The sequence below is a fragment of the Mesorhizobium sp. M7A.F.Ca.US.010.02.1.1 genome, assembly GCF_004023085.1.
Taxonomy (GTDB): Bacteria; Pseudomonadota; Alphaproteobacteria; order Rhizobiales; family Rhizobiaceae; genus Mesorhizobium.
Genome location: NZ_RZRV01000032.1, coordinates 45,335 through 66,442, shown reverse-complemented (window position 1 = coordinate 66,442; position 21,108 = coordinate 45,335). Strand labels below are relative to the sequence as shown.

The window sequence follows — 21,108 nt, the reverse complement described above, 5'->3', positions numbered from 1 at the left end:
ACATGATCGATCGACGTCAATTCGTTGTTACCCTGGGCGCGACTGGACTGCTTGCGGCTTGCCAGAGCGGTCCGCCGAAACCTTCGGTGATCACCGTCAACGTGTCCGGCGGGGCCGGCATGAACCCGGGACCAGGGGGCGGCGACCGGCCGGTGACAGTTCTCGTCATGCGGCTCCGCAGCACCGGCAAATTCAATTCCGCCGACTACTTTGCCCTGCAGGGCGATGCCGGCTCGGCGCTGGCAGGCGATCTCATCGGATCCGACCAGATCGCCGTCGGGCCGGGAAAATCCGCGTCCAAGACCATCACCGTCGAACCGGACGCGGCGGCGCTGGGCTTCGTTGCGCTGATCCGCGAGCCGACCGGCAGGAACTGGCGCACGACCAAGTCGGTGTCGTCGGGATCGAAATTCACGATCAATGTCACCCTTGGCAGCGGCGGTATTTCCGCCTAGCGGCCAGGGAAAGGGAAGCTCGATGCAGAGAGTAGCGGCATGAGCGATGCAAACAGGGTGCTGTGGTCCGAAGGGCTTTTCCTGCGGACCCAGCATTTCCAGCAGCAGGATCGCTTTTTCGAGGCGACGGTGCGCGGCGCGTTGCAAGCCGGACAGTTGCATACGTTCGGCTTTCAACAACTGACGCTGGACCAGGCATTGCTCGATGCCGGCCAGGTCGCCATCCTGTCGGCTCGCGGCATCTTCCCGGATGGGACACCTTTCGCCATTCCAGAGATGATGGACGCACCGCGACCGTTGCCGGTCACCCCGGACACAGGCGCCGGATCGGTGCTGGTCGCCTTGCCGCTCGAGCCGTCCGGCGGTGTCGGCTTCGATCCCGCACACGCCGCCGCCTCGGGAGCGCGCTACCATGGGCGGATCGTTTCAGTGCGTGACGCCGTCCAGGGCGGTTCGGATCCTGAAGAAATCGAAATCGCCCGTCCGCAGGCGCTGCTGCTGGCACCCGGCAAATCGGTTGGCGGCTACACCGCCTTGCCGATCGCCGACCTCAAGGGGGTTCGAGCCGATGGCGGCGTCTCGCTGGACGAGACCTTCCTGCCGCCGACGCTGGTGACCGGCGCGGTGGCCTGGTATCGGCAATTGCTTCAGGAAGTCGTCACGGGCCTTGACCAGATCGCCGAAGCGCATGGCAAGATGGTGATGGGCGGACCGGGGCGCAGCGTCGAAGACCTGCTGATGCTCAACCTCGCTAATGCCGCACGGCCGCGGCTAGCCCACATGCTGGCGCAGGACGTCTTCCATCCGGCCGAGCTCTACTTGGAACTTGCCGGGCTCGCCGGTTCGATGGCGACCTACGGATCGAGCGCGCGGCGGTTGGGTGAGTTGCCGGCTTACGATCACATGGCGCCGGGACCCGCCTACATGGCGCTGGCGGATGCGCTGCGCTCGCTCATCCTCAGCCTGCGCTACATCGAGCCGAAATCGCGTGCGCTGCCGGTCATGCGGCATTCGACTAATGTCTGGAAAATACGCATCGACAATCCGAAGCTGCTGGTGGCCAGCCGGATCGTTATCCGGGTCGGTTCGGAGCTGTCGGAAGACGCGCTGCGCAAGATTTTCGTCAACCAGGCGACCGTCGGCTCGGCCGACCAGTTCGAGGGCCTGTGGAAATCGCGTCTGCCCGGCATTCCGCTGAAGCCACTGCATTCCCAGCCCCGCGAAATCCCTTACGATGGCGACCGGCTGTGCCTAGAGCTGGACCAGAAAAGCGAGCACTGGGCGTCGCTGCTCGATGCCCCCGGCTTCGTCATCGGCGTTTCGGGCGTGTTGCCGAGCGAGCCGCAGGTGGACTGCTATTCGGTGAACAGGTGAGATGATGAGCCGCGATGATCCTTTCGGACTGTCGGAGGATCGCGAACGCACCCGCATAAGGCTGACCGGCGCGCCGATGCCGCGGCCGATGGCGCCGCTCTTGCCGGGCGCGGCGGTCAAGCGGTCTCGAACCCACCCGAACGCGCTCGTCAACGCTTTCGCGCCCTTGCTCGAATTTGCGCCCGAGCTTGAAAGCGCACTGGCGCCGGAGAACCCGGAAGCGCTGCGCACCCGATTGCTCGAAGAACTGGTTCGGGCACGCGACATGGCGATGGCGACCGGATCCTCGCTGGAGCGGGCCGACCAGGCGGCCTGGGTGGTGGCGGCGTTGCTCGACGATCTCGCTTTGAACACGCCCTGGGGCGGGGCCAGCGCCTGGCCGCGGCAGCCCCTCGTGGTCATGCTGCGCGGCGATGTCGATGCCGGCACGCAGTTCTTCACGCGTCTCGACGAACTCGAGCGCCATCCCAACCGTGACCGCGAATTGCTGGAGCTGCAGTATAATTGCATGGCGCTCGGCTTCCGCGGCAAATATCGGGTGCCCGGCCGCTCAGGCGACCGCTCGCTCAACGCGGTTCGCGTGGCGGCGGCACGCTTCCTGCGCGATGCCGACGCCGAAGGCGCGCCGCTGTCGCCAAATTGGAAGGGCGTGATCGCATCCGACGAGCCGCAACGCTTCATCGTGCCGATCTGGGTCATGGCGCTCGGCGCGGCGGTCGTCGCCACGGCCATCCATATCGGGCTGTCGATCGGACTGAGCAGCCAGGCGGTCGAACTATCGGCCCTTGTGCGCGCATTGCCGCCGCCTGAACGCGGGAGCATCACCCGGACCTCGCCCAAGGTCGACGCCCCGCCGCCGGAGAAAGTGGATTTTGCCCTGTTGCCGGAATTCCAGGCAGGTGCGCCGGCCGACCTCAAATCCGCGCTCAACGGCACCGAGAGCGTTTCGCTGGCCAAGCTGATCATCCAGGCCTCCAACCCCGAACTGTTCCAGTCGTCGCGGCCGCAACTGAGCGACGGCTTCGAGCCGCTGATCGGTTCGATCGCCAAGGTGATCCTCGCCAATCAGGAGTTGATCGGGAACATCACGGTGATCGGTCATACGGACGGCGTACCCTTGCAAAAGACCAATCCGCTGTCGACCAACCAGCGCCTGTCGGAGGCGCGTGCCCAGACGATCGCCGACATGCTGGTCCAGAACGGGGTGCCGCAGGACCGCGTTCATTCCGAGGGTCGCGCCGCCACCGACCCGGTGGCCAGCGACAGCACGCGCGAGGGGCGAGCCTTGAACCGCCGCGTCGAGGTGCTCGTCGAAAAGAGGCTGTGAGAGTGTTCATCCTGCGCTTCCTCTGGGCGGTCCTGACGTCGCGCTGGCTGTGGACGCTGATCGGCATCACGCTGCTTTCCCTGGTCATCTGGGTATTCGGTCCGATCGTCAGGGTCGGTCCCTACGAACCCTTCACTTCCGAAAATGTGCGCATCGTCATCATTGCGCTGCTGGTCATCTTCTGGCTGATCTGGCTGATCGTCGCCCAGCGCCGGGCGATCCGCGCCAACCGCATGTTCGTCGCCGAGATCGCAGCACCCGTGGCGGAAAAGCCGCTCAGCCCCGGCGAAGAGAACGTCGCCGCCGTGGGTGCCAAATTCGCCGAGGTGATGGCCGAACTGAAGCGCCGCAAGCTCGGCGGACGTAAGTTCCTGCGCGAAATGCCGTGGTACGTGATCGTCGGGCCACCGGCCACCGGCAAGACCACGGCCTTGCGGCAGTCCGGCCTGAATTTTCCGATCGACCTCACCGACGATCTGCAAGGGGTCGGCGGCACGCGCAACTGCGACTGGTTCTTTTCCGAGAGCGCGGTTCTGATCGACACCGCCGGCCGCTATGTCCAGCAGGAGAGCCAACCCGACGTCGACGCGGCGGAATGGCTGGGCTTCCTCGACCTTCTGAAGAAGCATCGCGGCCGCCGCGCGCTCAACGGCGTGATCGTCGCGCTTTCGATCGACGTGCTTTCGGAGGGCGACGAGGCCGTCAAGGCACATGGCCGCAAGATCCGTCGCCGGCTGGCCGAACTCAACGACCGGCTCGAAATCCGCCTTCCGGTCTATTTGATGCTGACCAAGGCCGACCTGATCAAGGGTTTCGAGGCTTTCTTCGGCGGCCTGTCCACCGCCTCGCGCGAACAGGTCTGGGGAACGACCTTCGCGCTGGATGCGCGCATCGATGCCAAGACCATCGGACGCGAGATTTCAACGCTGGCGACGGAACTCGAGCGGCGGCTTGTGCCGCGCCTGGAAGACGAGGACAAACTCGCCGCCCGCGCCGAAATCTTCAGATTTCCTGCCCAGCTGTCCAGCCTGTCCGAACCGATCCAGGTGCTGGTCGAGGCGATGTTCGGCGAAAGCCGGTATGAAGAGGCTGCATGGCTGCGCGGCCTCTATCTGACATCGGCGACGCAGGAAGGGGCGCCGATCGACCGGCTGACCGCGGCGCTATCGTCGTCCTTCGGCCTCCCGCCACGGCGGACCCTGCCCGCGCAAAGGGTCGAGAAACGCAGCTTCTTCCTGAAGAACCTGCTCACCGAAGTCATCTTCAAGGAAGCAGGCCTCGGCACCTTCGATCCGCTGGCGCAACGCCGCCGCGCTTGGATCTGGCGGGGTGCGGCGGCTGTATGCGCGGCGGCGGCCTTGCTGGCCGGCGGACTGTTTACCTGGTCCTATTTTGACAACCGCAACGCGATTACTGCCCAGGCGAGCCAATTCGAGGCCCTGCAAACACCGCTGACCTCTGCTGCCGCAAACCCGGCATCGGTGGAGCAACCTGCCATAGACGGCGCGCTCGAGGCGATGGACGCGGTCGCTAGTGCCCGGACAACACCGCCGGGCGCGGCCCAGGATCTGCTAGGCCCATCGGCCTCGGCGGAGCTGGTGCGGGCACAGGCAGACACGTACGATCATGCTCTGCGCAATGTTCTCGAGCCACGGATGGTCGCACTGCTCGAGGCGACCATGTGGCGGCAGATCCGCGATCCGGATTTCATGCTCGGCGCTCTCAAGACCTATCGCATGATGACAGGTCTGTCGCAGATGGACCCCGACTTCGCCCAGAATTGGTGGGTCAACAGCCTGCCCGAATTTGCGGCCGCGCCACCATTTCCGACCGCCGATGCCGAGGAGCATCAGCTTGCCGCCATTCGCCGCATGGCGGTCGACGAAAGCTATATCGCGCCCGACCAGGCCCTGGTTGCCGAAGCGCTGAAAACGGTGTGCACGATTTCGTTGCCGGCGCGCGCCTACAAGCAGTTACTGGCCGATCCGGCGGTGGCCGGGCTGAAGGAGTGGGTCCCGGCCAATTTTGCCGGCCCCAATGGCGGTAAGGTGTTTGCGCGGCGTTCCGACAAGACACTCCGCGTCGGTATCGCCGGAGCTTTCACCTATGCCGGCTTCCATGACGCCATTCTCGACCGCATCGACGATGTCGCCGCCCAGGCGGCGCTCGATCGCGCGGTTTTCGCCGGCGGCTGCTCGGAGAATGCCGAGACTTCGGTCTCGGCGCTGTCCGAGGATATCCTGAAGCTCTACTATGACGACTACATCGCGCAATGGGACAGCTTCCTGCGAGACATGCGGCTCGCGCCATTGACCGATCTCAATGTCGCCAGTGAAAATCTGAAGGACCTCTCGAGTGCCGATTCAGCGCTGAAGCGGCTGCTGACGGCGGTCGTGCAGGAGACCGAACTGACGCGCTCCGACGACGCCCCCGCCGACAGCAAAGCAGCGGCCAAGGGCGCCTCGAAACTGCTCGGCAAGTTGGGAAAACTCGGCAAATTGGCGACAAGCGGTGCGAAACTGTTGCCCCGCGCCGGCTCAGCCACAGAGGTGGACTTGACCGGCAATCTGGTGGCCGAACATTTCAAGCCGCTGAAGAGCACCATTGCCGAGGTCGACGGCCAGCCGCCGGCGCTCGATGCCGCCGTTGTCGCGCTGACCGCGCTGTCAAACGTCCTGCAGACGGTCACCGCGAACCCCAGTCCGCAGGATGCCATCAAGAAGCAGGGCGGCCTTGCCGAGCTGACCGGTGCGGTCGCCAGGCAAGCGCAGATCCTGCCCGACCCGATCAACGCCTGGCTCGGCGGAATTGCCGGCGACACCAGCAATTTGACGCAGAAGGCGGTCACTTCGGAGCTCAACGCCATCTGGCGGGCGGACATACTGCCGTTCTGCCAGGCCGCGCTCAACGACCGCTATCCGTTCAGCGCCGACAGCGCGGTGGACGTCAATGTGCGTGATTTCGCTCGCCTGTTCGGACCGGCCGGACTGATCGACGGTTTCATCAACGACCACCTGATCAACTACGTCGACACCACCAGCCAGCCGTGGAAATGGCGCGCCGATTTCGGCCTCGATCCTTCGGCGTTGGCGGCCTTTGAGCAGGCAAGGCGTATCCGCGACGATCTCTTTCCCGGCGGGACCGGACCGGTGATGAGCTTCACGCTCGAACCGAAGGACCTGTCTCCGAACGTCACGCGCGTTACGCTCAATCTCGATGGCCAGACCCTCGTCTACTACAACAACGCGACGCGGCCGCAACCGATGACCTGGCCCGGCAAGGACGGCACCGGGGTCATCTCGCTCGCCTTCCAGCCTATCGACGGATCGCCCGAAATCATGCTCAACGAGACCGGCAGTTGGGCCTGGCTGAGGATGCTGCGCAGCGGCCGTTTCGCCGGCACGTCGCTCTCCGATGTCTACAGCCTGCGCCTGGGCACGAAAGGCATGTATGCCGATTTCGAGCTCAAGGCGGCAAGCGTCGAGAACCCCTACAATCTGCAGATGTTCAAGAAATTCTCATGTCCGCCGCAGATATGACCCTCCCCGGCTTCTACGGCAAAATGCCCGCCGCCGGCGATTTCGTGACGCGGCGGCTGCCGGGCGACTTTGTTCGCGGCTGGGACCGCTGGCTGGCGCAGCATCTCGTCCCGCTGTTCGGCTCGGATTTCTGGCCAAGCACAACCGCGCTGCGCTTCCTGGCTGGCCCGGCTTGCTTCGGCGCATCGGCAGGCATCATTGTGCAGAGCGCCGACAGGGTCGGCAGGCAATTCCCTTTGAGCGTCGTCGCGCAGCTTGCTGAAGCCCCGGTTCGGCTGGCTGACGCCGAGGCGTGGTTTGCCGAGATCGAAGAAGCGGCTATGGCCGCCCAGCACGGCGAGCTGACGCCGGACGAACTGGATGCCGCGCTCGCCGGACTGCCGGTGCCACCCGTCGAGCCGGGTGAAGAGGCCATCAGCGGCATGGTGATGTGGACCGCCCGTTCGGACATTTTCGACATCGATCCGCAATCGCCGCAAGCGAAGCTGGAGCAGATTCTCGCCGCCAGCTGGGAGACCAACTGATGCGGATCTGGAACCAGATGGGGTATCCGCACCAATTCACCATGGGCATGGACAAGGCCGGCCATGAGTGGGTTGTCGTGGTCGTCAAGGGCACGTTCGACTTCCCCGCGGAGCCGGGCGGACTGGTGCGAAAATCAGCGGAACAGGTGCCCCTGGTGATGGCCGACACACAGACCGGCGTGGCCGGCTACTCGGCCACGCTCTGGGAGACCGACTTCGCCTTCCGCAAACCACGCTGCGACGTGATCGCCAATGGCTGCGCCCATGCACCGGGCGGACGACCGGCGGAGCGCGTGCCGGTCGGCATCAAGGTGGGCAATTGGTCGAAACTCTTCGAGGTCGTCGGCCACCGCGAATGGCGCTCCATCGGCCCGGTCTTTACCGCCACGTCGCCGCAACCCTTCCTGAAACTGCCCATCTCCTATGACGTTGCCTGGGGCGGTGTTGACAGGCTAGATCCGGAGGACAAGCTCCCGGCCAGCTACAAATACAATCCAGTCGGAACCGGCTGGTCGCGCACCAGGAACCAGCGCCTTGTTCCAGGCCTGCGGCTACCGAACACGCAAGCTATCGACGAAGACATCCGCTCTCCCTTCGGTGATTACAAACCGATGAGCTTTGGCCCGATGGGTCGCGGCTGGCCGGGCCGCATCGAATATGGCGGCAGTTACGACGACAATTGGACCAAGAACATCTTTCCCTTCCTGCCGCCGGACTTCGACGAGCGCTATTTCCAGATGGCGCCGCCCGACCAGCAGATCGACAATCCGCGAGGCGGCGAAGAGGTGGTGCTTGTGAACCTGGCTCTCGAAGGGCGAGTGAGCTTTCGCCTACCGTCGACAGCATTGCCGATGACGTTGTTCAAAGGCAGGCAAAAGGCCTATGAGGCCGACATATTTCCAGACACCGTTCTGCTCGACCCAGAAAGACGCCGCTTCTCGCTCGTCTGGCGCCTCTCGCAGCGCATTCACAAGACGATCCTCGATTTCTCGGAGTGCTGGATAGGTCCGCCAACGCCGGCCATGCTGAGAGCGAGGCTCAAGGGAAAACAATATGTTCGTGTTGGCCACATCACGCCCGCACGAGAGAATGAAGACGCATGAGTGCGCAACTCGACATCGTCTCGATAGGCATGGTTACGGCTGTCGGCCTCGACGCGCCGTCGGCTTGCGCGGCAATGCGTGCAAGACTCGACGGATTCCAGCAAACGCGACTTCGGGGCTCCGCGGGCGAGTGGCTAACCGGTGCGCCAATCGCGTTACCGCGCAATTGGATTGGTGACAGGCGCATGGCGCATCTGGCGGCTGGTGCTATTTGCGAAGCGTTCGAAAGCGTGCCGGAAGCACGCGGCCAAACGGCACTGATCTTATGCCTTCCCGAGGAAGAGCGGCCAGGCCGGCCCGTCAGCGACAATTCCGCTTTGCTTAGGAGCGTTGCAGAAATTGTTGAGGTCGAACCGCTTGCAGGCTCCAGAATAATAGCGCACGGACGACCTGCAGGGGTTGTCGCATTGGAATATGCTCGCCGGTTGCTGGCATCAGGCGAGGTGCCCTTTGTGATGATTGCCGGCGTCGATAGTTATCTGAAAAGCCAGACAGTCACGCACTATATCTCGTGCAATCGTCTCCTTACGCCGCAAAATCCGAACGGGTTCATACCTGGGGAGGCGGCGGCGGCGATCATTTGCACCCACGGTCGACAGGGCGGTCTTCGGCTATTTGGGCTTGGGCTCTCTCGCGAAAATGCATCGATCTACAACACTGAAGATTTGCCTCTGCGCGGTGACGGCATGACGGCTGCTTATCGCGCGGCATTCGAAGAAACCGGTATCGAAATGAACCGGCTCGGGTACCGAATCGCTGATCTCGTAGGAGAACAGTACTGGTTCAAGCAAAGCGCTCTTGCCAGCCTGCGCTTACTGCGAGGAAGGCATGAGTTTCAAGACATCTGGTCGCCAGGCGAGTCCCTCGGCAATGTCGGAGCTGCCGTGGTGCCACTCATGCTTGGCATGGCTTTCACCGCGGCACGCAAGGGCTACGCTGCCGGAAATCCGGTTTTGATCGAGGCATCGAACGATGCCGGCGCCTGCGGCGCAGCTATCGTGGCATCGAGGGCCGCGTAATGGGCGGGGTGTTTGCCAACGGCCTGGAAATTTCCGGCAAAGCCGTGAACGCACAGACCATCGCCGCATTCCCGGATGTTTGCTTTACACCTCCGGAAAACCCCGCAACGCCGCCCGGCGTACCCATCCCTTACCCTAGTTTCGGGTTGGGCAGCGACACAGAGCAAGGGACCGGCACCGTCAAGATCGGCGGCAAGACCGTCAACATCAAGAACAAATCCGACCTGTCCAGAACGTCTGGGACGGAGGCTGGCTGTGCCGCAAAGAAAGGTGTCATCACATCGAAAAATACCGGAAAGGGGTATTTCAACTCATGGTCAAACGATGTGAAGTTTGATGGTGAGCCTGTCATCCGTATGACAGATCTTGCCACAAACAACCATGCATCGCCGACTGGCAATACGGTTACATGGCCGCACACGGCCGCCATAACTGTCAGTGGGCAGGACTGTGCAACGATTTTAAATAACGTGGGCATATATGTGCATCAACACAAGGATTCCGATTGTGCGCACCCGACGGAATCCGAGCACTGCTTTGAAAATCAGATGTTCCAGAGGAGTCGCGGCGGCGAGAACTATTCCGGCTGGGGAAATTACGACGTCAACACCGCGCCCTGCATTTGCATGGAGTCCTACAAGAAAACCAAGACCGGATACCGCAAATCCGGTTCTGGGTCGAAACGCGGCTCGCCGCACAACAAAAAGACAAAGAAAGTCCGCGATTTCCTGAAGAAGAAGCGCAGTCCGACCTTAGGCGATGCGATCAAGGAGGTGCAGCAGGCTGTCGGCGACCATCACGAGAAGCTGCAGAGCTGCACCAAAAAGGAGAAGGACGACGCGCTCGAATGCCTGAAGCTCGTGCTCATCGACTATCTCATCGATTGCGCGAGAGCCCCGAAACCGACCCCCGCCCAGATACTGGCCAAACCGATAAGGAAGAAGTGATGCGTGAGCCCGAAACGATCGCCGACTTTGACCCAGAGGAAATCGATGTCCAGGCCGTGGACGGATATCATCACGGCGGCAACCGCTTCAGCGCCAGTTTCGAACTGAGCGATCCCGATGACGAATTCAGCCGGTCCTATCTCCTGGAAATTGAGCTTGGGGCGACCATTCGTTTCAATGCACGGCTTCAGATCGAGGACGCGATCCGGTCCCATGTCAGTTTTGGGCCGCAAGACCATGTTGTGCTTGAGCTTGGAGGGATCATCCACGACCTTCCGCCTGGTTCGGCATCACGCACGGAACTGCCCGAAGGCGCACTGACGCGCCTGTGGGCCCCCTCGCGCGACCGGATCTTTGCGATCGGAGATCTTGGCGTAAGCTATCTGCGTGAGCGGGGCCAATGGGGGCAGTTGGAGACCTTCGACGAAGCCGTGCTCAACGATATCCACGGTCGTGACGGAAGTCCGGTCTATTGCGCCGGCGACCGCGGGCTTCTGCTGAGACTCGACGGAAGGCGCTGGAATCGTATCGATGTGGGCGTCGAGGAGAATTTTAATACCGTCCTGGCCGGACCTCAGGGTGAGGTCTATCTCGGCGGGGCGAACGGGGCAGCCTACGAATTGCGCGACAGCCAGTTGATTGCGTTGAAGGCCGACGAGGTCGACTATTACGATATCTGCGAGTTCCGCGGCAAACGCTACTGGTCGGACATGAGCTACGGCGTTTCGGTGCAGAAGGGACGCGAACTCGTGCCTCTGCTCGAAACGGAACAAGGTTTTACCATGAACGCGACCGAGGAATTTCTTGTTGTTGCAGGCTGGCACGAATTCTTTCTCTTCGACGGCACGGACTGGTCCGGTTTCGAAGTGGGCTATGACGGCAATATCTTCCTTCGAACGGTCGACATCAACAACTACCGATAGGATGGGGTCATCGGTTCTGTTTCAGCGTCACCGCCAGATATTCTCTAACTTTGGGAAGGTCCAAATCCACAACCTGGATCGGTTTCGGTGCGGCCAGCATCCGCAACACGAAGAGTTCACCCGCTTCCGAGAACTCCTCAAAGCGTTCCTGCGCAATTTTTCGACCTTGATCTCCGGCTACCCGCAAACCGTCCAGATGAGCCTCCAACCTTTCAATCAAGCGGGCAAGGCGCACTTCGTCCATCTCCGGATTTTCCTCGGGGTGGAGCAGGTGATGGTCGTAGATCGTCCATAGAAACGCTGCCATTTCGGCATGCTGGCGGACGATCTCGCGCAAGATAGGCGCTGCCATCAGTTCAGGTTCACTGAGCCGCCACGGATACGGTTGGTGGCGCTTGCGTGGCTCGTAACGTATGTGCCGCGGATGATGATATGGCCGTCTTTTTCCATGATGATCGTGGCCTTGCCACAGCGAAGTTCTATTCGTTCTTCACCCACTATCCTTACCTGTTCGCCGTCGCGTTTGACTTGCGCCCGCGGCTTGCGGCTTGGCTCTACAATGCGCCCCACAATCAGTGGTCGACCAACATCTCCGTCTTCAAACAGGAGCGCGACCTCGGAGCCGATCATATCCGAACTCATTTCGGCCAAGCTTCGGGCTCTTACCGCGGTCTCCCTAACATTGCCCGGGAATACGACGAGCGGTGCTTCGTCATCGAAGCCGAGAAAAACTCCGATTATCACCCCTTCGATCCGCTTCCGAGTCTTGGTCATCCAGCCGCCCTCAATTCTGCTTGATCTCCGAACCTTTCATCGTGATGTCGCTTGAAGCCTTCACGTTGATCTTGCCCGAGCCTTTGACGGAAATGTCCTTGCCTTCAATATTGATGGTGCCGTCCTTCTTCATCGAGATCGCCGCCGAGCCACACTTGATCACGATGGAGTCCCCAGCCTCGATCAACAAATCCTTGCCGATCTTGATGGCACCGTCCTCGCCAATCTCGACAAGGCTTCCCTTGGCTATCTTCAGCGAGCGCGCACCGCCGACATTGGTCGCGTCGTCCTCGGCAATTTTGGCGTTTCGCCCTTTGCCGATCCGCGAGGAATGGGCTCCGCCGACCTTGAAACTTTGATCCGCCGCCACCTGCACGCTCTGGTTCGCGCCCACCGACCAGCTGTCGTTCGCACCAATGCTATGGCTCTGCGCCGCACCCACCGCAACCGACCGTGTCGCGCCGATCGTATTGGCCTGCGGCCCACCCACGGTCCTGGTCTCGGAGGCACCAACGCTGTCTACCCGGGCCGCGCCGACGCTCACCGTCTGGACGATTGCCACGGTCTGGGTGTGATTGGCGCCGATTGTCTCGGTGGAGTTCGATCCGATATTGATCGTCTCGTTCGACCCCACCGTCAGCGAGCGGTTGACGCCCACCGTTTCGGTGTCGTTGTTGCCGATATTCGTGGTCTGGTCGACGCCGACTTTGACAGTCTTGTTGTTGCCGACGTCCTCGTCGAGGTTGTGGCCGACGGAATGCTTGGCGTCGTGGTCGATGCGGTCGGACTGGTCGTGCTGGACAAGCTTGGTGCGGTCGTGCTTGACCAGAAGGTTGTGGTCCTTCTGCGCCTGGAAGTTAACCAGTTCGGAGCCGGCCTTGTCTTCGAACATCAGCTCGTTGTAACCGCCGCCGCCTTTCGAGGAATTGGATTTCCAGCCCGATTGCGTTGCGTTGCCCGGCAAGCCGTAGGGCGGCATCTGCGAGGCGTTGTAGACCCTGCCGGTGATGATCGGCAGATCAGGGTCGCCTTCGAGGAAGTCGACGATCACCTCCTGGCCGATTCGCGGTATCTGGATGAAGCCCCAGCCGCTGCCGGCCCAGGTCTGCGAAACACGGACGAAGCAGGAACTGTTTTCGTTCTTCTTGCCCAGGCGGTCCCAGTGGAACTGCACCTTCACCCGGGCATATTTGTCGGTGAATATCTCCTCGCCGGAAGGGCCGACCACCGTCGCCGTCTGCGGCCCGCGCATGATCGGCCGCGGCGTGATCCGCGGAGCGCGATAGGGCAAGGCAGTCGGCGCGACACCCAGTACGACCTTGTAATTCTCGCTATGGGCTTCGTTCTGGGTTCTGTAGCCCGGATCGAACAACCTGTATTCCGCGCTGACAACCAGATACTCCTGGTTCTGGTCATCGCGCGGAAAGCTTTCCAGCTTGAACGTACAGCCGGAATGGAGGCCACGCACGGTTCCGACCGCGGTGATGCGCTGGTGCACGGCCTGAAGCTCCTCGCGCCGGATACCGGCCAGGGTGTCGCCGCGCCCGACATCGAGATGCGCCCCAGGCTGGCGATAATTCTCGCCGGAGGCTTCCTTGTGGCCGAACGGCTGGGCGGACTTCGCCATCAAATCAGCGCCGGGCTTCTGGAAATCATAGTCGGTATGGGCATAGGCCCCCGGCCGCACCGAACTGCCCGGAATCCATTCGGTGATATATTCGACGTCGCGCCGCGAGCCCTGTCCCTCGAAATTATAGGGTATCTTCTCGTAGCCCGGCGCCGGCTTCAGCTTGCTCATCGCGTCGCACAGGACGAGCGTGTGCTTGCCCTCGTCATGCTCGAAGAAATAGAAGATGCCTTCGTGTTCAAGCAGGCGCTGCACGAAATCCAGATCGCTCTCGTCGTACTGGACGCAATATTCGCGCGACGGGTACGACCCTTGCAGCCGCTTCTCGAATTTCGCCGTACCGTATTTTGAGAAGATCTTCTCGACGATCTCGACAGCTGTCATGTTCTGAAATATCCGGCAATCGGTGGTGTTGCCGAGAAACCAGAGCCACGGCCTGACGACCGCTTCGTAGTAGGCCAGCCGGTCCTCGATGCGGGTCAGGCGAAACTCGGACACCAGGCCGCTGAACCATCGTTTCGGATCGGATTCCCCTTCGACCGAAACCGCGCCGCCCAGCATCTTCGCCGGATCGATGTCGGAGTTGGGCCCGACGAAGCCGACCGTATAGGCAAAGCAACGGCTGATCTCGTCGCGGCCGACAAGATGCGTAAAGGTCAGTAGGGCGCCGACCGGCGTCTGCACAACCGTGGCACGTTCATTCGGCATGGGTCGTGCCCCTCCTGGACGCGGCCGCCGGCGCGGTGAATTTGAAGTTCCCGCCATCTGCCGGGAATTTTTTCGACCCGCCGCACCAAGCCGTGTTGAGCCTACCACATGTTGTCCCGCTGGCCAAAGAGGACGCACTGCGGAAAAAAACTTTAAATTCTCGATGCATCGCCTCGAAACGCTGCTGTCCTGTTGCATGTGCAAACTGCTAGAATGTGGGAGTATCGGTCAGTGTTCGACGGCGATCCTGGATGCACATCAGGCTGCAAATCAACAATGTCGACGCCTTGCCTGCTGGCATCTCAGCTGGCTACGCGGCGCGGGATCGCAGCTTCAAGATCGGTCGCGATGCCTGTGACTGGACCCTCTCGGACCCCGACAAATTCATCTCGGGCCGGCATTGCGAGATCCGCTACGAGGCAGGCGCGTTCTGGCTGCACGACGTCTCGCGCAACGGGACCTACATCAACGGATCAAACCAGCGCATGATCGGCCCGCATCGGCTGGTCAACGGCGACCGGATGCTGATCGGCCGCTATGTCATCTTCGTGTCGATCGACGAGGAGCGCGCCGCGACGGCTCATCCCAGCCATGGTTCGACGCAGCGGGAAATGCCGGGGGCGACAAGCCGGTCGCTGGAATTCGGAGATGGGCCGTTCTTCGATCCCACGGAGCAACGGTCCGGCCAGCGGGGTGCAGCGTCGACGTTCCCGTCGCAACCGCCCCTGCCCTCGACCAGCGATGAAGTGCTGCGGGCAATCGCGATCGGAGCGGGCATCTCGCCGGAACTGCTGCGGTCGCGCGATCCGCATGAAGTTGCCGCCGAAATCGGCGCGGTGCTGCGCACGGTGGTCGAGGAACTGACCTTGCTGCTGAAGGCGCGCGCGGCAGCGAAAATGCTGGCCAAGAGCACGCAGCGAACGATGATCAGCGCCGCCGACAACAACCCGCTGAAATTCGTTCCGGGAACTGACGATATCCCGAGATCATGTTCGCACGGCGCCGGGCCGGCTATCTCGATGCCAGGCGCAGCATCGAAGATGCCTTCCGCGATCTCAAGACGCACGAATTCGCCACCTATGCCGCCATGCAGACGGCGCTGTCGCGGCTGCTTGACGACCTGTCTCCCGAAGCGATCGGAAGAAAGCTTCCGCCGACGTCGTTCTCGTCGAAAAAGAGCCGGGCATGGGATGCTTTTGTCGCGACCTGGCGAACCATGGAGGAAGCCCACGAGAACGGCATGCTGGACATATTCCTGGCCTATTTCAGCGAAGCCTATGCCAAGGCCGACAAGCAGAAATAAGGCGCTTCAGGGAAGCGTTGCAGCCGACGAAGATACCTCTTCGGCGCGCAATATCCGGTTCCAATCAAGAGTTTCCGGGATTACGATCGCGTACGACAATTCGCCAAGCGAGTAAGGCTGATCGACCTGGGGGTCTGGGCAAATGTCATCTTACGGCGGGATAGTAACGAGTAGCCGACCGTCCTCAAGACACTGCCCTGACCGGCAGGGCCTGCCGCTGCTTTACCTGATCGCGAACCGCTCTGCGCCGGTCCGGCGGGATTGCGGGCGCCATGCGCGGGCGGACGATCGACGATGAGCTCGAAGGACGATCCTTTCGGCCCGGCCGGCAAGACCGTCATTCGCGCCACGCCACGGCGTGAACGAAAGCCGGCGTCCGTCTCTGAGGAATCCGTCGCCGATGGCGGACAACCCTCGCCGATCAAGGGATCGACCGTGTTCGATCCCGGCATCGGCCGGCATACACCGCCTGGTTGGACATCCGGGACCGTGCTTTATCAGGGAACTCCTTCCGCGGCGGCGCGGACGTCGGCTGGGCGGCAGGAGGCTCTGCTTAATGTCACCGACAGTGTCCGATATCCCGCGTCAAACCCGACCCTTGCCGCGGCCGCGCCGTTGCTGATGCTGTTCGGCCAGCTCAGGCTTGTCCCTGTCGAGAGACAGGCGGGGCCGCTGGCCGAACATGTCACTGAGGCGATCGACAAGTTTGACAGGGCACTGGAGAAAGCAGGTGTTGCCGAAGAGGATGCGCGGATTGCGAAATTTGTCCTGTGCGAAACAGCCGACGATCTCATCGGCAACTTGCCTTGGCCGCGCAAGGACGCCTGGGCGCAGCACAGCATGCTTTCCCAATTCTTCCGCGTCGAGCCTAACGGGACAGGCTTTTTCGAAGCGCTCAACAAGATCCTGGCCAGCCCGGAGGCGCACCACGATCTGCTCGAATTGATGTATGTCTGCCTGTCGCTGGGGTATGAGGGCCAATATCGAGACCTGACGCGCGAAGACACCAATCTCGAACGCGTTCGGCGCGACGTCTACGAAACGCTTCGCTATTTCAAACCTCGCGCCGACGAGGACATTTCGCCCCGCTGGCAGGGCTTGGCGGCGGTGATGACGCAGTCTTCGACACGCCTGCCGCTCTGGGTCGTCGCGGCTGCTGCATCGGCGCTGCTGACTGCCGCATTCTTCACGTTGCGGGTCTTCATCACCAATGAAGGCGAAGCCGCCGCCGGTCAATTGCTGGCACTCAACCCATCGACGCCGATCGCCATCGAGCGCGCCAGCGTGGCGCCGCTGCCCGAGCCGGTGAAAGTCGCCCCACCCGCCGCCACAACCTCGCAGATCGACCGCATCCGCTCGGCACTGGCCAAGGACGTCGAAGCCGGCGGACTGACCGTCGGCACGAAGGGCGACTTCATTGTCGTCGAAATAAACAATCTCGTGCTGTTCCAGTCCGGCCGGGCCGAGGCGAAACCAGAGTTCCAGCCCATAGCCGCTCATATCGCCGCCGCCCTGGAACCCGAGGGCGGGCCGATCAGGATCGTGGGCCATACGGACAATGTGAAGCCGCGAAAATCGAGCCCGTTCAAGTCTAACTTCGATCTCTCCGTCGCCCGGGCGAAGGCCGTCGAAACAATCATGGCACCCAAGTTCAGCGATCCCTCGCGACTGACCGTCGACGGCAAGGGCGAGGACGAGCCGATCGCCGAAAACGCGACGCCGGAAGGCCGCGCCAGGAACCGCCGTGTCGATGTGATGATCGCCAAGGAGGAAACATTGTGAGCACAGCCGGTTGGAAGCGCCGATGACGCGTTGGCTGCTGCGGATATTCAGCATGATTGCGCTGGCCGGTTTTTCGGCGGCAGTCTGGTTAGCCGGACCTTTGGTCCGCTTCGCCGATAGCCGTCCTCTCGGGCCTGCGTGGCTGCGCGCGACAATCATCGGCGTGATCGTGACAGCCCTGGCGCTCTTCTATGGATTGCGTTTCCGGGGGATGCGCAAGGTGCAAAAGGCTCTGGAGACGGCCGTTGCCCGCAACGACGACAGGAATGACGATTCGCCGGTGCTCGAGACGCGGATGAACGAGGCGATCGCCGCGCTCAAACGGTCGAGCGGCAAGCGCAACTTCCTCTATGAAATCCCTTGGTACATCATCATCGGTCCGCCCGGCGCAGGCAAGACAACGGCGCTGGTCAATTCGGGCCTGAATTTTCCGCTGGCCGGTTCGGGTGATGCCCAGCCGGTCGCCGGCCTTGGCGGAACACGCGCCTGCGACTGGTGGTTTACCGACCAGGCCGTGCTGATCGACACCGCCGGGCGCTACACGACGCAGGAGTCCAATGCTCAGAGCGACAGCAGGAGCTGGCTCGCTTTCCTGTCGCTGCTCAAGAAATACCGCACACGGCAACCGATAAATGGCGTCATCCTGGCGATCAGTCTTGCCGATCTCATCGGCCTCGACGATCAGCAGCTTGACGCTCACATCGTCGAGATACGCAGCCGTCTGCGGGAAATCCACGAGACGTTGAAAATCCAGTTTCCAGTGTATCTGCTGTTCACCAAGGCCGATCTTGTTGTCGGGTTCATGGATTACTTCGGCGGTTTCGACGAGCCCCGCCGGCGCAAGGTCTGGGGCGCTACCTTCCAGACCGCCGATCGCACCAAGAACATGGCGGCCGAGGCTCCGGCCGAGTTCGATGCACTGGCAAGACGCCTGGTCGAGGAGATGCCCGACCGCCTTCAGGAAGAAGCTGACCCGGCCGCGCGCATATCGGTCTTTGGGTTTCCGGCGCAGTTTGGCGCGCTGAAGGAGCGAATTACGAATTTTATCGCCAGCCTGTTCGATCCGACCCGCAGCCAGGTGAATGTCAGTCTGCGTGGACTCTACTTCTCCTCAGGCACGCAAGAGGGAACGCCGATCGATCAGGTGCTAGGCGCGATCGGCCGCAATTTCGGCCGCAATTCCCGCGCCCATCTGTCGGGAAGCGGCAAAAGCTTCTTTTTGCATGATCTGCTGACGGGCGTCATTTTTGCCGAATCCGGATGGGTTTCGTACGACAAATCGGCCGCAAGGCGTGTGGCGATCGCCCGATTTGCCGGACTGGGGGCCATCGCTTTGATCTCCGCGGCCGTGCTCGGCACGCTGGCCCTGAGCTTCACCGCCAACAGGTCGCTGATCGCCTCCACCACGCAGGCCATGGGCCAGTATCGTACGACGGCGGACACACTGCTCAAAAGCACCGAGGTGACCGATGTCGATCTCGAAAACGTCATTGGCCCGCTCGATCAGCTGCGGGATCTTCCGGCCGGGTTCGAGACTGGCGATGCGCCGACACCGATCGAGGAGACATTCGGCCTCAGCCAGCGGGAGCGACTGCTTTCGGCATCGAAGACGGCCTACCGGCAAGCGCTGGAACGCATGTTGCGGTCGCGCCTGCTGATCCAGGCCGAGCGGACGATCCAGGCCAGGATGGCCGATCCCTCCGCGCTCTACGAACCGTTGAAGATTTACCTGATGCTTGGCGGCAAAGCGCCGAAGGTCGACGACGCGTTGATCGTCTCCTGGATGAAGCAGGATTGGGAGCAGAACCGGTATCCCGGTGAAAACAATCGCGAAGGACGCGAGCAGCTCGAAAAGCATTTGCGGGCCATGCTTGCTCTGGACGACGCCTATGATCCGGTTTTCGAACTCAACCAGCCGCTCATCGAAGCCGCTCAGCGCTCGCTCGGGCGCATGAGCCTTACCGACCGCGCCTCCGCATTGATCAAGTCCGCGGTTTATTCGGCAGCGCTGGATGATTTTTCCGTTTCCGTCAAAGGCGGCCCGGAAGCGCAGCTGCTGTTCGAGCGTGTCGATGGCGGCGATCTGTCGGGCCTGCGCGTTCCAGGCCTCTATAGCTGGAACGGCTTCAACCATTTTTATCTCGGACAGCTCTCACATATTGCGCAGATGCTCGTCGACGACCAATGGGTGCTTGGCGGCGGCGGTGAGCAAGGCGGCATCGATCAGGCGTTGCTCAAGCTCGGCCCCGAACTTCTCGATCGTTACGGCAAGGAGTTCGCACTAGCGTGGAACAGCGTTCTCGACGGGCTGAAATTCAAAGCGATGCTGAAGGACAGGCCGCACTATATCGTGCTTTCCGCCGTCGCCTCGCCAACTTCGCCGATCGAACAGCTGTTTACGGCCGTCGCCGATGAAACGGCGCTGACGGGCGACGCTGCTTCGGCCAAGGACACAGGCACCGGGGTTGAAGGAGGCACAGTTCAGGGCCAGTCTCCGGACGCAGCAAAGATGGCCAAGGGTCTGGCTCGCATCGGCATACAAATCGCGACCGGAAAATCGCAAAGCCGTGCCGGCACGGGATCGGCAGCAGCGCAAAACCAGAGCCCCGGGGCCAACATAGAAGCGCAGTTCAGGTCGTTCCAGGCCTTGGTGGGCGGCCCTGCCGGACGCCGCCCGATCGATGCCTTGACCCAGAATTTCCGCGACATCTACCAGAGCTTGCAACTGGCGACCGACGTGCCTTCGCAGACGGAGCGCGTCAACGCCAATCTGCAGCTGCAGATCGCCACCCTTCGTGCCAATTCCTCGCGACTGCCCAAACCACTCGCCAGAATGGTCAATGCGACGGCGGACGAGTTCGAAGGCAACGTCACGGAGACCTCGCTAGCCAATCTGAACCAGGTGCTTGACCAGACGGTCACCGCTCCGTGCGAGGCGGCCGTCAACGGCCGTTATCCGTTCTCCGGCACTGGCGCCCAGGACATGGCGATGGCGGATTTCGCGAAACTGTTCGCTCCTGGCGGGCTGATGGACCGGTTCTTCGCGCAAAATCTCGCATCGCTCATCGACATGAGCGGTAAGGACTGGAGCTGGAAACAGGATGCGCGCTTCGGCCGCGACCTGTCGAAATCGACGCTGAAAACCTTCCAGCTGGCGGCCGAAATCCGTATCGCCTTCTTTCCCCAGGGTGGTTCGGCGCCTTCGGTCAGCATCACCTTCACGCCATTCTCACTGCATGGCGATGCCGACGCGGCGGTGCTCGATATCGATGGCCAAACAGTCCAGAACAACCAGGCGGGCAACGCGCCGAGCACCGTGACGTGGCCGAGCGGAGCGGCTGCCGGATCCGCCAGTCTGAGCCTGACGCCGGAGATGCCAGGGCGCGAATCCAGCATCAAGTTCGAAGGGCCATGGGCGCTGAAGCGGCTCATGGACAAGGCGACCATCACTGGCACCGACAGCAACGTCGAAGCGCGCTTCGTGATCGGCGGGCGCGACGTCGCCTATACGATCCAGACGGGCTCCGGCCCCAACCCCTTCCTGCTTCCGGCACTTTCCGGATTCAGCTGTCCAAAGGCGTTTTGAGATGGAGTTCGCGCCGCTCAATGCGTTGACAGCCAGCATGGCCTCGGGCGTCCAGACCTTAATTTCGATACTCTAATGCTCGAGCCTGTGGCAAAGTGGCGCGAGCGAGTGCCCCGG

Annotated in this window: 15 protein-coding genes and 1 pseudogene; 13 read left to right on the top strand and 3 right to left on the bottom strand. The window is 62.0% G+C overall.

Going from position 1 to position 21,108, the window contains the following annotated elements; translation table 11 throughout:
• The first annotated feature begins 2 nt into the window (after positions 1-2).
• From tssJ to EOA19_RS25650, 9 genes are read left to right on the top strand one after another with little or no spacing between them, the layout of a single operon-like run.
• Positions 3-455 carry a type VI secretion system lipoprotein TssJ gene (tssJ, locus tag EOA19_RS25690; RefSeq protein WP_023772868.1) on the top strand — a complete coding sequence of 151 codons (453 nt, stop codon included), beginning with the start codon at positions 3-5 and terminating at the stop codon, positions 453-455.
• A 39-nt stretch (positions 456-494) separates the two neighbouring features.
• Positions 495-1,829, top strand: a complete 1,335-nt coding sequence (gene tssK / locus EOA19_RS25685; protein ID WP_128305202.1) for a type VI secretion system baseplate subunit TssK — start codon at positions 495-497, stop codon at positions 1,827-1,829.
• A gap of 4 nt (positions 1,830-1,833) precedes the next feature.
• Complete coding sequence (icmH, locus tag EOA19_RS25680) at positions 1,834-3,156, top strand: type IVB secretion system protein IcmH/DotU (protein ID WP_128305201.1); 1,323 nt, start codon at positions 1,834-1,836, stop codon at positions 3,154-3,156.
• Between the two features lie 2 nt (positions 3,157-3,158).
• Positions 3,159-6,695, top strand: a complete 3,537-nt coding sequence (gene tssM / locus EOA19_RS25675; RefSeq protein ID WP_128305200.1) for a type VI secretion system membrane subunit TssM — start codon at positions 3,159-3,161, stop codon at positions 6,693-6,695.
• Entirely contained in the window at positions 6,692-7,219 is a 528-nt protein-coding gene (gene tagF / locus EOA19_RS25670) for a type VI secretion system-associated protein TagF (RefSeq protein WP_128305199.1), read from the top strand. Before tssM (EOA19_RS25675) ends, tagF begins: the two co-directional genes overlap by 4 nt.
• A complete protein-coding gene (locus EOA19_RS25665) occupies positions 7,219-8,322 on the top strand; it encodes a DUF2169 domain-containing protein (protein WP_128305198.1) in 1,104 nt (367 codons plus the stop codon). Before tagF ends, EOA19_RS25665 begins: the two co-directional genes overlap by 1 nt.
• Positions 8,319-9,341: a 3-oxoacyl-ACP synthase gene (locus EOA19_RS25660; protein WP_128305197.1), complete on the top strand. Its 1,023-nt coding sequence runs from the start codon at positions 8,319-8,321 to the stop codon at positions 9,339-9,341. The genes EOA19_RS25665 and EOA19_RS25660 overlap by 4 nt, the downstream gene beginning before the upstream one ends.
• On the top strand, positions 9,341-10,288 hold the full coding sequence (locus tag EOA19_RS25655; RefSeq protein WP_128305196.1) for a DUF4150 domain-containing protein: 948 nt from the start codon (positions 9,341-9,343) through the stop codon (positions 10,286-10,288). Before EOA19_RS25660 ends, EOA19_RS25655 begins: the two co-directional genes overlap by 1 nt.
• On the top strand, positions 10,288-11,211 hold the full coding sequence (locus EOA19_RS25650; RefSeq protein WP_128305195.1) for a hypothetical protein: 924 nt from the start codon (positions 10,288-10,290) through the stop codon (positions 11,209-11,211). The genes EOA19_RS25655 and EOA19_RS25650 overlap by 1 nt, the downstream gene beginning before the upstream one ends.
• Positions 11,212-11,218: 7 nt before the next feature.
• Here EOA19_RS25650 and EOA19_RS25645 read toward each other — a convergent pair whose 3' ends face one another.
• From EOA19_RS25645 to tssI, 3 genes are read right to left on the bottom strand one after another with little or no spacing between them, the layout of a single operon-like run.
• Positions 11,219-11,566 (bottom strand): hypothetical protein, encoded by a 348-nt coding sequence (locus EOA19_RS25645; RefSeq protein ID WP_027035530.1) that lies wholly within the window; start codon positions 11,564-11,566, stop codon positions 11,219-11,221.
• The gene (locus tag EOA19_RS36085; protein WP_128305194.1) at positions 11,563-11,985 is read right to left on the bottom strand and encodes a DUF6484 domain-containing protein; all 423 of its coding nucleotides are present in this window, start codon (positions 11,983-11,985) and stop codon (positions 11,563-11,565) included. Before EOA19_RS36085 ends, EOA19_RS25645 begins: the two co-directional genes overlap by 4 nt.
• A gap of 10 nt (positions 11,986-11,995) precedes the next feature.
• Positions 11,996-14,320, bottom strand: a complete 2,325-nt coding sequence (gene tssI, locus EOA19_RS25635) for a type VI secretion system tip protein TssI/VgrG (RefSeq protein ID WP_128305193.1) — start codon at positions 14,318-14,320, stop codon at positions 11,996-11,998.
• 251 nt (positions 14,321-14,571) lie between these two features.
• On the opposite strand from tssI, the pseudogene EOA19_RS36580 reads away from it, so the two are divergent.
• From EOA19_RS36580 to tssM (EOA19_RS25620), 4 genes and pseudogenes are all read left to right on the top strand, one after another.
• Positions 14,572-15,240 (top strand): annotated as a pseudogene (locus tag EOA19_RS36580) (FHA domain-containing protein); the annotation flags it as partial.
• Positions 15,241-15,308: 68 nt separating this feature from the next.
• The gene (locus tag EOA19_RS36575; RefSeq protein WP_348629853.1) at positions 15,309-15,623 is read left to right on the top strand and encodes a type VI secretion system-associated FHA domain protein; all 315 of its coding nucleotides are present in this window, start codon (positions 15,309-15,311) and stop codon (positions 15,621-15,623) included.
• A gap of 294 nt (positions 15,624-15,917) precedes the next feature.
• Complete coding sequence (gene tssL, locus EOA19_RS25625; RefSeq protein WP_128305192.1) at positions 15,918-17,405, top strand: type VI secretion system protein TssL, long form; 1,488 nt, start codon at positions 15,918-15,920, stop codon at positions 17,403-17,405.
• A gap of 22 nt (positions 17,406-17,427) precedes the next feature.
• On the top strand, positions 17,428-20,991 hold the full coding sequence (gene tssM / locus EOA19_RS25620) for a type VI secretion system membrane subunit TssM (RefSeq protein WP_128305191.1): 3,564 nt from the start codon (positions 17,428-17,430) through the stop codon (positions 20,989-20,991).
• Positions 20,992-21,108: the final 117 nt, after the last annotated feature.